Origin of the sequence: Gracilibacillus halotolerans (assembly GCF_014206945.1) — a bacterium.
Classification (GTDB): domain Bacteria; phylum Bacillota; class Bacilli; order Bacillales; family Amphibacillaceae; genus Gracilibacillus; species Gracilibacillus halotolerans.
In genome coordinates, this window is record NZ_JACHON010000031.1 from 1 (window position 1) to 17,460 (window position 17,460).

The following is a 17,460-nucleotide window of genomic DNA, read 5'->3' on the forward strand; positions in this document are numbered from 1 at the left end:
TTTAATATATTTTTCTTCATACTATAAAGATACCACAGTCATAAAGACTGTGGTAGAGCAAAAAACGACCCAGATTTTTATACTTTCTTATCTTTAAATAAAAACGAGAGGATTTCTCCTCTCGCTCTATCCCACTTAATTATTTACGCTTTAAATCTACTAAATCTTTAATATAAACAGCTTGCCCAGTGTTTAATGAAACATTTCCGGCAATTCCAGTTAATATGGAAATCGCACCGTCAACATGAGAAGCAGCACGGTTAAACTCATCTTCTTCCGGCACACCGAATAAATCATTAAGTAATACCGGATCTCCTCCGCCATGGCCACCTTCTTTTTCTTCTACCTCTACTTCGTATGGCTCTCCAAACATAGGTAGTACACGAAGTACTTTTGAATGAAGTTTACCTTCATCTTCTTTATCTCCACCAGAGTTAATATACGATTGTTCACGTACCTCTGCTTCGATTCTACCTTTTGTTCCATTAAATACAACATGGAATCCTTCCCAAGGTAGATAAGCATTTAGTGAATACGTAAGTATCGCTTTGTTTTTATACGTAACAGCAACACCTAGAGTATCTTCAATGTTAATCCCGTCACCAAAGACGCTCTGATCACGGTGATAACCATCTTCTTTCTCAGCATCTAAATACATGTTCTTTAAATGCTCATTGGACTCCAAATCAATCGCAAACGGATCATCTTTAGCAATTTCACTACCGTGTGCACGACTATAAAATTGTGTCACACCACGTTCCTCCGCATTCTCTCTACCATAATAACGAAGACCACCGATTGCATACACCTTTTCCGGCTCTGTATCCAACCAGAAATTAACTAAGTCAAAATGGTGTGTAGACTTATGAACTAAAAGTCCACCACTATTACGCTTGTCACGATGCCATCTTCTAAAGTAATCCGCACCATGCTGTGTATCTAATGCCCATTCGAAATGTACGGAATTCACTTGACCAATAACACCATCACGGATTAGTTCACGAATCTTCGTATTATGTGGCGCATAACGATAATTAAATGTTACTCGAACTTCACGGCCAGTTCGCTCCACTGCATCGATAATCTGCTGTGTTTTTTCTGCGTCTACTGTCATTGGCTTTTCTGTTATAACATCACACCCTAATTCCATAGCGCGGATAATATAACGATGATGTGTACGATCCACAGATGTAACAATTACGATATCTGGTTTTTCTGTTTCGATCATTTGCTCAAATTCTTCTGCTTTATACGTATTTACTGGGTTTGTTCCATATTTGTCCTTTAAAAGTTTATTTGCATAGTCCATACGTGTTTGATTCACATCACAAAATGCTGTAAGCTCACACGTTTCTTGGAAATCTCGCACCATTGCACCATAGAAAAATTCAGCTCTTCCACCTGGACCAACAAGTACATATTTCTTTTTCATGACTACCTCTCCCATCTAATCTTGTAATCGTTTGCAAATACAATAATAATAAAATAACAACGTTGTTAAAATTATAATAGATATTCTTATAAATAGCAACCGTATACTTTTGAATTCTTTTACTTTTGTTGATTTATACGATATTTTATTCGAGAAAGCAGCATTTATTACTTTCAAAAATATTTCTCCTCATGTTTTTACGGTTTTCATCAAATTGATAATGTTTTTCTATTAGCAGATCAGACCGCATTCCTAAACAACAGAGAAACCTAGCAACTGATGTGCTAGGTTTCTAATAATTATTTCATCTAATTTAAGATTGTTACTTCTACAGTCTTTCTACCCCAGTTATATGCTTCTTGCTTTGTTGGGACATGAATATCGATTTTGTTTCCTTTAATTGCTCCACCAGTATCCGCAGCGACTGCTTCTCCATAGCCCTCTACATGTACTCTCGTACCTAATGGGATAATACTAGGATCAACGGCAATAACTTTCATATTAGGATTTTCTAATAAGTTTATACCTGTTGCAGTGATTCCTGAACAACCATCACATTCTGCTGTATAAGCAGTTGCTTCTACTTTAATAGACTCATTCGCCTCATTCTTAGTCGAAGCTTTCTCCTCTTTCTTAGGTGCTGACTCTACAGCAGGTTCTGTAGCGACCGGCGTCTCTTCTTTCTCAGCCGACTCATTATTAGTTTCTTCTATTATATGTTCACTTGTATTTTGGTTGATTTCTCTTATCTCTAGCTCTTCACCTATGATAATGAGATTTGTCTCTAGATTGTTCCATTCTTTTATATCTTCTACTTCAACTTCAAATTTCTTAGCAATGGAACTTAAGGAATCACCTTTTTCTACAACATAAGTAATCTCTTTATTTATCTCCAACGTTTGGTTTGGATGTATGATGTTTGATCTTAGTTGGTTGATTTCTTTTAATTCCGTCACCGTTGTGTCATGCTCTTTAGCAATTTGCCAAAGGCTGTCTCCTGTTTGCACCTCATATTCTGCCGCTGAAACAGGCACTACTACGAATAACGCTCCAGTAATAACACCAATGGATAATAAAAACTTTTTCATCCATGTTGCCTCCTTCCATGTTGACAAGCTCCACTATAACATAGTAAAAATCGAGTGTGGTTACAGTGATTTTAAAAGACGGTAACAAAGATTACTATATTACGAGGGCTTGTCATATTTGTCATTATGGGGCAACATCCTATGCTTTTATACATCTACTTGTAAAGTTTTCTACTAGTTTTTAGAAATTGCACGAGAATAATAGAAAGATAATTTATTTGTTTTCCACGATAGAACTATTTTTAAACTTTACGATTAAATCGTAATTCACATGAATGAAAGCGCTCATCTCTTGACTATAGCTTGTAGCACTGTGATATAATTCAGTTGATAATTGTTATCAATAAAAAGAGGTGCTATCTGATGGATTTAACATCGATTATGAAAAACCGTCGTTCCGTTTCCGTCTATTCTGATAAACCTGTTTCACCTTCCTTAATTGAGGAATTTCTTGAAACAGCAGTTTATGTACCAAACCATAAACTAACGGAACCATGGAGATTTGTCTTTATAACGGACGAATCAAAAGAAAAGTTAGCAGAAATTAACCGTAAAATTGCGGTTGAAAAAAATAAAGTTACTGACCCGGAACAAGCTAAGGTGGTTAGCGATACGGGATATGAGAAAATTAAAAGCATCCCATTTATTATGTTTGTTATTAACAAACTTCACGAGGACGAAAAGCTACGTGAGGAAGACTATGCCGCTACAAGCTGTGTAATACAGAACTTAAGTTTATTAGCAGAAGAAGAAGGTATGAGTGTTTTTTGGAAAACAGGAAAACTTTCAGACTGTGAAGAAACCCGTCAATTAATTGGGCTGAAAGACGATGAACGAATTGTCGGAATGCTCTACATCGGTTATCCTAGCAAAGTAGTAAAGGGCGTTCCAAGAGAATCCGCTAAAAATCGAATAAAATATATTTAACTACTTGCTGGCGATTGTCGAGATGGGATCAATCGTCAGCTTTTTTATTTTAAAAACACTCATGAATCCTTCCCTTTCCCATATTCTCATTTCGAACTAAGAATTAACGTATTACCCTCTTGTTTATCTTTACAAAATACGATATACTCTTTATAAATTAACTTAATTAAGTTTAAAGGGGGAGTTACTTTGGATATCTCAACATTAAAAAAAGACTTTCAGCAAACATTCCAACATTCAGAAGAGCCACGTGTGTTCTTCGCACCTGGACGTATTAATTTAATAGGAGAACATACAGATTACAATGGCGGTCATGTTTTCCCGGCAGCTATCTCATTTGGTACGTATGCATTAGCGCTTCCTAGAAAAGATAATTTTATCCATTTATACTCAAAAAACTTTTCTGAAAAAGGGATCGTGAAAGTTTCTCTAGACGACCTCTCTTTTAACAAGGCTGACGGATGGGCAAATTATCCAAAAGGGATGACAACGTATTTTCTAGATGAAGGATTTGATATTCCGCACGGTTTCGATGTCCTTTACTATGGAAATATACCAAATGGAGCTGGTCTCTCCTCTTCTGCTTCGATTGAACTCGTAACAGGAGTGCTACTAGATAATCTTTATAACCTTTCTATCGACCGGATCCGAATGGTTCAAATTGGTCAAAAAGTAGAGAATAAATATATTGGGGTTAATAGTGGAATTATGGACCAGTTTGCGATTGGAATGGGGAAAGAAAATCACGCAATCTTGTTAAACTGCGATACGCTAGATTATGAGTATGCTCCGATTGAATTGAATGATTATGACATCATTATTATTAACACGAATAAGCGCAGAGAACTAGCAGATTCAAAATATAATGAGCGAAGACAGCAATGTGAAGAAGCGCTTCAGAATTTACAAGCAGAGTTATCGATTAGTAATTTAGGAGAATTGACACCAGAACAATTTGATGAGAATCGTCATCTTATCCATTCAGAAGTGAATCAGAAACGAGCAAAGCACGCTGTTTATGAAAATGCTCGTACAATTGAGGCACTTCAGAAACTAAAAGCTGGGGATTTACAAAGCTTCGGTCAACTTGTAAACGCCTCCCATCATTCGCTTCGTGATGATTATGAAGTAACGGGAAAAGAACTCGATACGATTGTTGAAACAGCATGGAAGCAAGAAGGTGTACTTGGTGCACGAATGACTGGTGCTGGTTTCGGTGGATGTGCGATAGCAATTGTGGAAAAGGAAAAAGTAGAATCTGTTAAACAAGCTATTGAAAGTGACTATCTCGAAAAAATTGGTTATGAACCAACCTTTTATGTAGCATCTATTGGTGATGGTGCGAAGGAAATAAAGGAGGAAAATTAATGAGTGTATTAGTACTAGGTGGGGCGGGTTATATTGGATCACACGCTGTCTATCAACTAATTGACCAAGGATATGATGTAGTAGTAATTGACAATTTACAAACAGGTCATAAACATGCTGTACACCCTAAAGCATCTTTTTACCAAGGTGATATTCGTGATAAATCATTCCTGCAAAACGTTTTTTCCGAAGAAAATATCGAGGGTGTCTTACATTTTGCCGCTAATTCCTTAGTAGGTGAATCAATGGAGGTGCCTCTCGACTACTTCGATAACAATGTATACGGTACCCAAGTTCTGCTTCAAGTCATGAATCAATTTGATGTAAAGCATATTATCTTTTCATCAACTGCAGCAACTTACGGTGAAACGAATCAAATTCCAATAAAAGAAACAGTGCCAGCGAACCCTACGAATGCATATGGTGAGACAAAGTTAACGATGGAAAAAATGATGAAGTGGGCCGAAATCGCACATGGCATAAAATATGTTTCGTTACGATATTTTAATGTGGCCGGTGCTCGAAGTACAGGCGAAATTGGAGAAGACCACCAGCCTGAAACACATTTGATTCCTATCGTTCTTCAAGTAGCGCTTGGACAACGAGATTATATTTCAATTTTCGGAGATGACTACGATACACCAGACGGTACATGTATCCGTGACTATATTCATGTTGAGGATTTAATCGATGCTCATATTCTTGCTTTAAGCTATTTGAAAAATGGTGGTCAAAGCGATATTTTCAATCTCGGTAGTAGTCAAGGTTTTTCTGTCAAAGAAATCATCGAAACTGCCAGAAAGGTTACTGGCCATCCTATTCCAGCTCAAACAGCCGAAAGAAGAGCTGGAGATCCAAGTACGTTAATTGCTGCATCAGAAAAAGCACAGCAAACACTTGGTTGGAACCCTTCTCGTACTGATATACATCAGATTATTCATGATGCATGGAAGTGGCATCAGGAGAATCCGAATGGTTATCAAAAGGAGGCGAAATCATGACTACTGTTTCATCCCTTATTACAACATTAGTGGATCAAGCCATTCAAAAGAACATGATCGATGCGAGTGATCGCATTTATTCACGAAACCAAGTACTCGGCTTAATGGAAGAAACAGAATTTAATGAAGCTGCTCCTAAGCTGGAAGCTGACATCCCTACTCTATTGGAAAAGTTAGCGGATATAGCAGTAGATAAAGGAATTATAGAAAACCTTCTAGATGCACGTGAAATACTCACTGCTAAAATAATGAATGTTTTCTTATCGAAGCCATCGGAAGTTAACCGTATTTTCTATGAGAAATATAAAGCGTCACCAGAGCAAGCAACCGACTTTTTTTATCAATTAAGTAAAGATAGTAATTATATTCAAACCAAACGTATTGCAAAAAACATTCATTTTAAAGCAGATACGAAATATGGTGAATTGGATATTACCATTAATCTGTCCAAACCAGAAAAAGATCCTGAACAGATTAAACGCGAAAAAGAGATGAAGCAAGACAGTAGTTATCCAAAATGTCTGCTATGTGCTGAAAATGAAGGGTATGTCGGACGAATCGGACATCCAGCTCGATCCAATCATCGAGTCATTCATGTTCCATTAGAAGAGGAAGATTGGTTTTTACAATATTCTCCTTATGTTTATTATAATGAACATAGTATTGTTTTCTCTAAAGAGCATCGTCCAATGAAAATTACAAAAGAAGCGTTCGAGCGTATTACCGCTTTTACCGAGAAGTTCCCACACTACTTTATCGGATCAAATGCTGATTTACCAATAGTAGGCGGAAGTATTCTCTCGCATGATCATTATCAAGCTGGTCATTATACATTTGCGATGACAAATGCTGCGGAAGAATTTAATTTTACCTTAGATAATTATTCAGATGTGAAGGCATCTGTTGTAAAGTGGCCACTTTCTGTGATTCGACTGCGTCATCCGGAACGTGAGAAGCTTGTCGATGCAGCGAATGATATATTAATTAAATGGCGTCAATACAGTGATTTAGATGCGAATATCGTGGCCTTCACAGATGATACACCACATAACACCATTACACCAATTGCACGAAGACGTGGTAATGAGTTCGAATTAGATTTAGTATTGCGAAACAATCGGACTTCGGAAGAGCATCCGATGGGTATTTTCCACCCCCATGAAGATGTACATCACATTAAAAAGGAAAACATTGGCTTAATTGAAGTAATGGGATTAGCTGTGTTACCACCTCGTCTTAAAGATGAATTAGCTACGATTGAACAATTTTTACTAGGTAAGCAAGTTAATGTAGCCGACTATCATCAGGATTGGGTTCAAGAGATTCAAGAGAAACACCCATTGATTGATTCTAATAATGTGACCTCAATACTTGAGGAAGAACTCGGTAACAAGTTTGCTCGTGTATTAGAAGATGCCGGAGTATATAAAACCGACGAATCTGGAAGAAAAGCGTTTAAACGATTTATTTCTTTTGTTAATCAGGTATAATAGAGAGAGCATGTCCGCACATGTTGGGCATGCTTTTCTTTAAGTGAACTATTTACAGTAGAAAGGATGTTGAATGTGGATATACAGTCAAAAAAGGTGCAAGCGAAGAATGAAGAATGGAACGAATATACGTTAACCAATGATAATGGAATGATTGTATCTATTTTGAACTATGGTGGAATTATAACAGAAATTCAAGTGCCTGATCGCCATGGTAAATTTGAAAACGTTGTCCTAGCATTTGAAAATTATGAGGATTATCTAGAAAACCCTGGTTTCTTAGGTGCTCTTACAGGACGCGTTGCTGGGAGAATTGAAAACGCTCAATTTGAGGTTGACGGCCAAACCTATCAGTTAACACAAAATGAAGGTAACCATCACTTACACGGTGGGGATAATGCCTTCCATAATGCAGTATGGAATGTTGAGCCTTTTACCAAGGATACAGAAGTTGGATTAACGTTAACGTACAACAGCGAAGATGGTCATAATGGGTATCCAGGCAACCTTCAGATGGAAGTAACCTATACACTGAACAACGATAACGAATTAAGTATTACATACGAAGGTGAATCAGATAAAAAGACGGTTTTAACTGCTACGAACCATAGTTACTTTAATTTAAGTGGTAACTTAAAGTCGGATATTCAGGAGCACGTTATTACGTTAGATAGTAGCAAATTTGTTGAGTTAGATGAGGAATTAATTCCTACAGGAAAAATTTTAGATGTAGACGGGACTACTTTTGATTTCCGTAAAGGACGCCAAATGAAAGATGGAACAGCGGCGGACTATAAACAAAATCTTGTAGCAAATCATGGATACGATCACTATTTCCTTTTTGATCATTCAAAACCAGAAAGTGTAATTGTCCAGGACGAGAAGAGCGGACGTCAAGTTACCGTATCAACGGAACAACCGGGCTTCGTAATGTATACAGCTAATAACCTAAACGAAGGCTTAGCATTAAAAGGCGGTATTTCCAAAAAATATTTAGGTATTTGTTTGGAAACACAATCTTCCCCAGCGTCTATCCACCATGATGGGTTTCCATCTGTATGGCTAGACAAAGGAGAAAAATACAATAAAACAACAACCTTTACGTTTGGTACGTTTAATGAATAATTCTCAATAATTATCAAATTAGATTAGTGGGTAAAGTCATCCTTCAATGATTTTACCCACTATTTTTAATTCCTTGTCACATTAAGTGTAACAGTTCTTCCTCAAATACTTCGTTTGTAGTTTTCATTTAAAGCATTGTCTTGGTCTATTGTTAATTAATGATAATGCATTTTAGAATTCCTCGTCGGATGTGTACATTGGCGAATCCTTTTCTAAGAGAAAAACTCTTTAATAGAACACCTTGCAATCTTATTCCTACCAAGTGACCACTAGGAGGATCATCCGCAATATACTTCTGAATGTCTATTTCTTGCTCTATCTCTTGATAATAAGCGAAATTTTTACTCTTTTTCTACTGGAGCGGTTTAAAATTCACAAGAGGTCCATTCTTCATTCAATGTTCGTATTCCTTGTTCCATAGAGTTAGCTGTCCAATTTGGCATTTTAAATGCTATATACCATTTATTTTTCTACGAACGTACCGAATGCTCTTTGCTTTTTATTACGTCTAGGGACTACACTATCAAGCTCCCGGTGACATAATATTTCTCGCTTGTTAATCTCTTTTCATAGTTTCTTAATAGAGATTCCAACTTTAGATGATGATCTCGTCGCTCGTAGTTTCTAACTTTCTGACACGAAGAAAATTTAAATTTTGATTCAATGAAAGCCTTTGATAAATTCAACTATAATTAGACTTAAGACTTAAAGCCTTGCAATAAACGTCCTATAATTTTTCCTAAGAAAGGTCAGTTCAATCTATCATTATGATAGCAGCTAGCTCTGTAAACAATTTACCAAGATATCTATATTTAAACCTACTATGAGTATAGCTCTCTTTACTTTCCAGATTAATTAATACTAAGACTAAAAGTTTAATTCGCTAGCATTTTTAATTTCTTTAATTACCTTTCCACTCTTTTCGTTATTACTATATGTCTGCTTTTTTGGTATATCGATTACAATAATCTCTCCATCCTCAAATATAAAAAGAGAAAACAATCCTTGTTGCAAACTACTTATATCATTTTTTTAAAAAAAGCAAGCGAATAATAACTGTGGTCTTCCAGTTTAGAAGGTAAATTATCATGATTATAACTTTCATAATCAATTTTGTTAATTATGGATAGAATGTTGGATATATCATTTTCATCCGTAATAAATTGTTGGGCAGACTCAGAAAGAGTATTATTTTCAACTTTTTGAGCTACAATTAATTGAATTGGTTGATTGATATCTAGGGTTATCGGCTCACTTTCACTACTACAGGCGAATAAAATTAATAAAAGAGATATCATAAGTAATAGTTTCTTGATAATTCCATCTCCTCGCGTTCATAGTTAATTAAAGTACAAATTTTACTATAACATACTTTGATTAATTTACCAAAAATGGCTGTTGACAGGTAAAACAAGATACATGTGAATATATCTTTCAAGTTCTTCAACGATATGCTTACTATAAGAACGCATAAAACTCCCCCTAAAGTAAATTTGTTTTTTTCAGTGTCTACTTTAGGAGGAGCATATCAAGCCGTACGCTCTCTTACTTACACAGTTTATATTACATTCCATATATTAGCTAATTTCCCTTATCAGATGAGTATTCAAAACATGGTTTGCCAGAAAAGTGTGTAAGTTGTGGTACTCATTCAAAAATATATGATAACCCCATCTTTTAACCGGTCAACGTTTATGACTAACGACCGGTTATGAGTATGACAACCATTTGTTTTCTAATTCTTAAACCAGAAATAACGAAGCATTCTTGTTGGGAATACTCCGTTATTTTCTAAAACGAGTGTGAATGGATTGCACTACTTATGTAGTCTAATAAGTCAATAAATTAATTACATTGCCTTAGCCTTGATCATGTTTAAAACGCACACAGACTCTATTTAAATGGGTCTATACTTGAACCCTTTTATAAAGTAGTGGTTAATGTCATCTCCTACGACTTTAGCCACTACTTTTAGATATTTATCTACTTTTTCACTACTATTACACCGTAGCTTGATAGTACTACTTTACCTGTAATTGTATTACCCGATAATAATTCGGTAAGCTCTTCGTCTAAGTGAATCTGTTTCATTTGGTTGGTAAAATTCATAATGAAAATGAATTCTTTGTCGCCATCCGTTCTTACTTGTGCACTTACCCCTTTTGGTAGAACTGTATTTAAGGCTTTCTTTAGCGACAATTCATTGGCAAGCTCCTGGTAAAAGTTTTGGTGAAATGCATGATTATTTCGTGACGCAATATAGTATGCCTTTCCTTTACCAAACTCATTAACGGTTAACGCTGGGCGACCTGCAAAGAAGTCATCCTTATAAACAGCTAATGCTTGTGCTCCTTCTAAATGAATCAAATCACATAATTCTCTTGCCTCAAATTCTCCACTCATTCCTAAGGGGTTATTCCCTATCATCTCAATCGTTCGAACTTCGTCATCGTACAGAGAATCAATTTCTTCTGACCAAATACCTAATGTTTTACGTAATGGTCCTGGGAAACCGGTAAGGAAAGTGAGATCACTCTCATTAACAATACCTGTCCAGTAAGTCGCAACGAATGTGCCGCCTTCTTGAACAAACTTCTCGATTGCTTCACCAACTCCAGGGCGAATCATATAGAGCATCGGCGCGACAACCACTTTGTACTTAGACAAATCTTTTTCCGAATCGATAATGTCCACTGGAATTCCTTGTTCCCAAAATGCTTGATAATGTTCACGAACGGTACGCTCATAGTGAACACCTATATTACGTGGGCCTTGTGCATCCTTAACTGCCCAACGGTTTTCCGTATCAAAGATAATGGCTACTTCTGCATCCACAGTTGTCCCAACAACATCGTCTAGTTTACCAAGATATTCTCCTAGCTCTTTTACTTCCTGAAATACACGTGTATTCTCATGACCTACATGATCAACGACCGCTCCATGAAACTTCTCGCTGGAACCACGACTCTTTCTCCACTGGAAATATTGGACCGAATCCGATCCATGCGCTACAGCTTGTAAGGATGATAAAGCATGCATTCCAGGTTTCTTTAATTTACTAATAGGTTGCCAATTCGTTGCACTTGGCGTACTTTCCATTAGAAGAAATGGCTTTCCATCTTTTAACGATCGGAACATATCATGGTTCATAGCAATAAAGGCTGCTAATTCTGATTCGTCCTGTGTATCATGCCATGTAGGATACGAATCCCACGAAATAAAGTCTAAATCATCCGCAAACTTCGCATAGTTTAACCCTTCAAATAGCTCCATAAAATTCGTGTTAACTGGGAGGTCAGGGTTTGCCGCCTTTAATGGTTTTATTTCATGGCGATAAAAATCTAACGTCTGATCGGTTACGAAACGGCGCCAATCCAAGTTCAACCCATGAACCATTGACTCACCATGAGGTGCTGGTGATTCTAGTTGTGACCAACTGGAATACGTATGGCTCCAAAAAGTTGTCCACCAAGCATCATTTAAATTCTCTAATGTTTCATACTTCTCTTTTAGCCAGTTACGAAATGCTTCTTGACAATGTGGACAATGGCAATCTCCCCCATACTCATTAGAAATATGCCATCCAATAACAGCAGGGTGATCCGAATAACGCTCCGCTAGTTTCGTATTGATAATGCTAATTTTTTCACGGTATACGGGTGATGTATAACAATGATTATGACGCATTCCATGTAAATTACGTACACGATTCGCACCAACTCGAAGAACTTCTGGATACTTTTCCGACATCCAAGCAGGGCGTGCCCCACTTGGCGTAGCTAAAAATACATAGATCCCGTTTTGATGTAATCTATCTAACAAACTATCTAAAAATTCAAATGTAAAGACGCCTTCTTCTGGCTCTAAGCTAGACCATGAAAACATACCAATAGACATGACATTACAATTGGCTTCTTTCATTAAACGGATATCTTCTTCCAAGACTTCCGGATATTTCTTCCACTGTTCTGGATTATAATCTGCACCGTGAAGCATTTTTGGAATCTCATTGCTAATTGGTTGAAATTTCATCGACATGGAATCACCTTTCTCTATCTATTATTTAATATATTTTTTATACGCATCTAAACTTACTAATTTCTTACCTTTTTCATCAAACAACGTTAAATGTGACCAATTATTCTCGTGTCCTACTGACCAATTCTCTTTGGAAGGAATCCAACAAGGCTCCCAATAATACGTACCTATTCCACGATTATTAGGTATCTCTGCAACGATTTTCATTAAATTTATTAAATACTCTCTTTGACCTTCTGGTGTTGCAGGATATCCCTCTACTAGATAATCTCCGACATACGGTTCATCTCCTGAATCGGTCTTATTTGGGAGCATCCATGGATAAGCAATCTCTACTACCACAATATCCCGATCGTAACGTTCAGCCGTATCATTCAAATTGTTCGCAAAATCTTCTATTGGGCCATGCCACCAAGGATAATAGGATAATCCTATTACATCGTAGGATAGCGAATAATTTTCCATTTGATCGAAGAATTTTCTCGTACCCTTGTTATCTCCTCCACGATCAATGTGAATCATCGTTTCTATCTTCTCTCCTGCTGGTGTTGCGTCATTAACAGCATCCAACCCAGCCTTTAACAATGTAGTGACAGAATCCCAATCCTCTTTTGGCACATCGTTAGGTTTTTTATATATTTTCCCTTCGTCCCAAAGCATTCCGTTCGTTATCTCGTTTCCTACCTGGACCATAGTTGGTGTGACTCCCGCTTTATTACATGCTTCAATGGTCTCTTTCGTATAAGCATATAGAGCATTTGACAATTCGGTTAAAGAATAGCCTTCCCATACCTTTGGCTTCGCCTGTTTTCCAGGGTCTGCCCAATAATCCGAATAATGAAAGTTCAACAAAAAATCCATTCCGTACTGTTTCGCTCGTTTTGCCATTTTTATCGTTCTATCTAAATTACAATATCCCCCATTGGGCGTGTGCCATAATCGTAGACGTACAGCATTCACCCCATGCTCATGCAATAGTTCAAAAACGTCTACTTCTTTGCCGTTATCATCGTAGAAAGCTCCGCCTTCTGTTTCGATTTCATCGACAAAAGATAAGTCCACACCCTTAATAAATTTTTTCTCTGTCATCGTTACCCTCCAAGAAGATTATCGTCTTAACCTTTTGTACCACCTGCAGTCAAACCAGTAATTAAGAACCGCTGTAAGAATAGGTAAATAATTGCAACTGGTACAGCTATTAAGATCGCGCCTGCTGAAAATCTAGTAAAATTGTTTGAGAATTGATCATTGATAAAGTTGTATAAACCAAGTGCAATCGTGTACGTATCTGGATCATTTAAGATAATGGACGGCAATATAAAGTCAAACAATGGTGTCATAAAGTTAAATAATGCTACTACTGCTAAAATTGGTTTAGCAAGCGGTAGAACAACACGTAAGAAGATGGTTAAATGACCGGCTCCATCAATTTTAGCCGCCTCGTCCAGTTCACGTGGTATCGTATCTAAATAACCTTTTACTAACCACGCGTTAAACGGAATTTGTCCCCCAATATAAATTAGGATTAATCCAGTTAACGTGTTTAATAGACCGATAAGGTGCAAGAAAATGTATAGTGCAACCATTGCCATCATTACTGGGAACATTTGAAGTATCAAGAATGTATATAATCCTGATTTTCTCCCAACAAATTTATATCTGGAGAATGTATATGCCACTAAAGAGGTTATAACCACAGAAAACAATGCTGCACTTCCAGAAACAATCATGCTGTTTTTATACCAAAGTAAATAATCACTTCTAGGATCTGTAAATAACCACTTATAATGCTCTAGTGACCAGTTCTCGGGAATCATACTAGATGAGTAAAGACTCGTTCCTGGGTTAAGTGACATTCCGAATGCCCATAGTAGAGGGTAAATAATAATGACTGCCATTAAACCAAAGATTGCATAAATGCCTGTTAATTCAAGTGCTGATTTCAATTTTCGGTTCATTACATATTCCCCTCCTCTTTAAAGGAACTTGTTCGTCTAAATTGGAAGATGGCAAAGACAGAAACGATTAAACCTATAATTAACGAAATAGCTGCCGCCATACTGTATTCCTGCATATCAAAGGTCAATTTATATACCCATGAGATAAGAATATCGGTTCCACCCGCATTCTGACCTTGAATAGCTGGACCACCTTCATTAAATAGATAAATAATATTGAAGTTATTAAAGTTGGTCGTATACTGAATAATTAATAATGGTGCAGTTGCAAACAAAATATGTGGTAATGTAATATGTCTGAATTTTTGCCACCTTGTTGCCCCGTCTACGTCTGCTGCCTCATACCATTCATTCGAAATACTCGATAGTACTCCGGAAAATAAAGCAAAGATAAACGGATATCCTAGCCAAGTCTGAATTAAAATTAATACAATTCGTGTATAAAACGGATCTGTTAACCATGGTAATCCTTCCCCACCAAATAACGGGATGATAATATCACGGTTGATTGCTCCAAATTGATCATTAAACATTGCTGCAAAAATTAGAATCGAGACAAAGCCAGGGACTGCCCATGGCAAGATTAAGATTGTACGAATCGTCTTTTTAAATTTCACCCGCTTATCGTTCACTAATACTGCAAGAAATAAGCCCAGTATAATTTGGAACGAAGTCGCAACAATTGTCCAAACAATCGTCCAAGAGAATACACTAAGAAATGTATCCTTCCATAAATTCACTGTAAAAAGCTTTTGGAAGTTCTCAAAACCTACCCATTCTACTAAATTTCTAGGCGGTGAATTGTAAAGGTTATAGTTTGTAAATGCGAGAGCAATGGCGAATAGTAACGGAAATACGACTGTGAAAATAAGTAGTGCAAGACCCGGCCCTGTCATTAAATATGGAAAGGCCTTATCATAGCCTTCTTTAATAGATTCACTAAAACGTGGAGCTTTCCAACCATTTTTAATTTTGATTGCTTGCTTTCTAGCATCTTTTACATTAAAGACATAAAGTGTACCTACTATTAAAAGGAGTAGAATAGAAACAATCCCATACACTAATAAATAAATAGAATGATCCTCACCAGGTATTGTTCCAAGTGTACGGATTCCCCATAGACCAAGATTGATAAAATCTAAGCTCGTTATGATAAAAGCTATCTCGACTATAATGAAGGAGGTTCCTTTTAGATATCTCTTATTGTAAAGTTGCCCTAAGCCTGCAAATAGAATCGACAGAATAGTTGCTATATTTGGATTATGTTTGTTTACTGGTTTGTTCTCATTCATTGTTCCTTCACCTCTTTCTAAAGGTTCTATCGATCACTAACATTAATCACTACGTTTTGTTGTTGCTTCTACGTTGTTTCTATTAATCATTGGAGCAATTCAACTACCTTCTAAATAGAAAGTCTATGAACTGCTTCAACGATATTTTTTGAACTTCTCTAGCTAGTATAAAAACAGTGGAAAAGAGAGCAAGCTCTCCTCTCCACACCTTATTTCAAATAACCGATTATTGACCCGTTGCCTCAATCTTATCTTTGATCGATTGAACAGTATCATTTAATGCAGAATCTACATCAGATCCATTGTTAATAAGTTCTATCGCAACATCCATGTCCCATACTGCTGCCATTTCAGGAATATTCGGCATTAATGTACCATGTGGGACTTGCTCTGTATAACCTGCATACATTTCATCTGTTACACTATCCAATATTTCTGGTCGAGGAGCCAATTCCCCTGTCACATCGTAGTAGTGCTGAGAGTTTTCGTCATTTGTCATAAACTTAGCTAAATCCGCAGCCCACTCAGGATGGTCACTATAGTAGGATACTAACCACGACTTCACTCCCACAAAGGATGGTGCAATTTCGCCATTCATTTTCGGCAGTGGAGCTGTCGCAACATTATCGCCTAATGCTTCTTTATAAAGTGGCATGTTCCATGGTCCACTAATAACCATTCCTACTTTACCTTCTTTAAATAGACCATCCATAATATCTACTGTTAATGTTTTCGGCATTAATCCTGCGTCTAGAAATTCTTTATATTTCGTTAACCCCTCGATAGCACCTTCATTCGCAAGGCCGACATCTGTTGGATCATAGACACCATTTTCCTCACCAAATACATAGCCACCATACGCGTTCATAAAGGAATATAGATAATAAAATTCTGGTGATACAAGAAAACCATATTGATCTTGACTAGCGTCTGTTATTTCTTCAGACATTGCAAATACATCTTCGATTGTTTCTGGTACAGTATCCACTAAACTTTTATTGTAATAAGCAAAGTATGTTTCAATCGCTACTGGTGCTCCGTATATTTCACCATCATACGTAAATGCATCCAAAGCTACATCATTGAAGCCTGATTTTTCTTCATCTGTATAGTCAATTGGAATTGCAAGACCTTGAGCGATAACATCTCCTAATCGATCTTGTGGTTGGAAATAAAGGTCAGGTCCATCGCCTGTTGGACCAGCTAAAGAAAGTTCTTGAATTTGATCTGGCATAGGAACTCTTCTAAATTCGATCTCGATTCCAGTTTCTTCGGTATAACGGTCAAATAGATCAACCTGTACATCTTCCGCAATATCCTCATCGTTAATCCAAACTACTAACGATTCCGGTTTCTCAGGCATTTCTCCCGTTTCACCTTCCGTCTCATTACTTTCTGTAGTATCAGAAGTTGAATCTGAATCGTTATTTGTTTCTTCAGTGCCTTCTCTGTCTGGTGCACAAGCTGCTAATACAAGTAGTAGTGAAGCTAAAATTAGTACCAATAGTGTTTTATATTTTTTCACTTTGGTAAACCTCCCTTTTTAAATTAAATTTATTAACTATCTACTCTTATTATAAAACGTTTACATCTTTTTGCCTATATCAATATATTCCAACTTACTTTCAAATAACAAAACCTGCACTCTGAAACTCCACACGACTAAAGTCGGTGGGTTCTTATCTACTAACAAACTTCTTCTATACTCTCACTATTTCTAACGAATAGTTACAACATATAA

General features: G+C 36.8%; 12 protein-coding genes. 5 read left to right on the forward strand and 7 right to left on the reverse strand.

The genetic code is table 11. The annotated features are described in order from the left end of the window. Positions 1-139: 139 nt before the first annotated feature. Positions 140-1,432 (reverse strand): Gfo/Idh/MocA family protein, encoded by a 1,293-nt coding sequence (locus tag GGQ92_RS15465; RefSeq protein WP_184251128.1) that lies wholly within the window; start codon positions 1,430-1,432, stop codon positions 140-142. 308 nt (positions 1,433-1,740) lie between these two features. Next, the gene (locus tag GGQ92_RS15470; RefSeq protein ID WP_184251130.1) at positions 1,741-2,520 is read right to left on the reverse strand and encodes a 3D domain-containing protein; all 780 of its coding nucleotides are present in this window, start codon (positions 2,518-2,520) and stop codon (positions 1,741-1,743) included. A 363-nt stretch (positions 2,521-2,883) separates the two neighbouring features. Here GGQ92_RS15470 and GGQ92_RS15475 point away from each other — a divergent pair, with 363 nt between their 5' ends. The 5 genes from GGQ92_RS15475 to GGQ92_RS15495 all read left to right on the forward strand — a co-directional run bounded on the left by GGQ92_RS15475 (position 2,884) and on the right by GGQ92_RS15495 (position 8,431). Then, positions 2,884-3,447, forward strand: coding sequence for a nitroreductase family protein (locus GGQ92_RS15475; RefSeq protein WP_184251132.1), 564 nt, complete (start codon positions 2,884-2,886; stop codon positions 3,445-3,447). Positions 3,448-3,636: 189 nt separating this feature from the next. Further along, on the forward strand, positions 3,637-4,815 hold the full coding sequence (locus GGQ92_RS15480) for a galactokinase (RefSeq protein WP_184251134.1): 1,179 nt from the start codon (positions 3,637-3,639) through the stop codon (positions 4,813-4,815). Next, positions 4,815-5,816, forward strand: coding sequence for a UDP-glucose 4-epimerase GalE (galE, locus tag GGQ92_RS15485; protein ID WP_184251136.1), 1,002 nt, complete (start codon positions 4,815-4,817; stop codon positions 5,814-5,816). The genes GGQ92_RS15480 and galE overlap by 1 nt, the downstream gene beginning before the upstream one ends. Then, on the forward strand, positions 5,813-7,306 hold the full coding sequence (gene galT / locus GGQ92_RS15490) for a UDP-glucose--hexose-1-phosphate uridylyltransferase (RefSeq protein WP_184251138.1): 1,494 nt from the start codon (positions 5,813-5,815) through the stop codon (positions 7,304-7,306). The genes galE and galT overlap by 4 nt, the downstream gene beginning before the upstream one ends. Positions 7,307-7,381: 75 nt before the next feature. Beyond that, complete coding sequence (locus GGQ92_RS15495; protein WP_184251140.1) at positions 7,382-8,431, forward strand: aldose epimerase family protein; 1,050 nt, start codon at positions 7,382-7,384, stop codon at positions 8,429-8,431. A gap of 1,983 nt (positions 8,432-10,414) precedes the next feature. Here the strand turns inward: GGQ92_RS15495 and GGQ92_RS15500 are convergent. From GGQ92_RS15500 to GGQ92_RS15520, 5 genes are all read right to left on the reverse strand, one after another. Beyond that, positions 10,415-12,469 carry a beta-galactosidase gene (locus GGQ92_RS15500; protein ID WP_281380486.1) on the reverse strand — a complete coding sequence of 685 codons (2,055 nt, stop codon included), beginning with the start codon at positions 12,467-12,469 and terminating at the stop codon, positions 10,415-10,417. A gap of 21 nt (positions 12,470-12,490) precedes the next feature. Continuing rightward, positions 12,491-13,558 (reverse strand): glycoside hydrolase family 53 protein, encoded by a 1,068-nt coding sequence (locus GGQ92_RS15505; protein ID WP_184251142.1) that lies wholly within the window; start codon positions 13,556-13,558, stop codon positions 12,491-12,493. Between the two features lie 26 nt (positions 13,559-13,584). Then, positions 13,585-14,427, reverse strand: a complete 843-nt coding sequence (locus tag GGQ92_RS15510; protein WP_184251144.1) for a sugar ABC transporter permease — start codon at positions 14,425-14,427, stop codon at positions 13,585-13,587. Next, positions 14,427-15,719 (reverse strand): carbohydrate ABC transporter permease, encoded by a 1,293-nt coding sequence (locus GGQ92_RS15515; protein WP_184251146.1) that lies wholly within the window; start codon positions 15,717-15,719, stop codon positions 14,427-14,429. Before GGQ92_RS15515 ends, GGQ92_RS15510 begins: the two co-directional genes overlap by 1 nt. 226 nt (positions 15,720-15,945) lie before the next feature. After that, on the reverse strand, positions 15,946-17,244 hold the full coding sequence (locus GGQ92_RS15520) for an extracellular solute-binding protein (RefSeq protein WP_184251148.1): 1,299 nt from the start codon (positions 17,242-17,244) through the stop codon (positions 15,946-15,948). Positions 17,245-17,460: the final 216 nt, after the last annotated feature.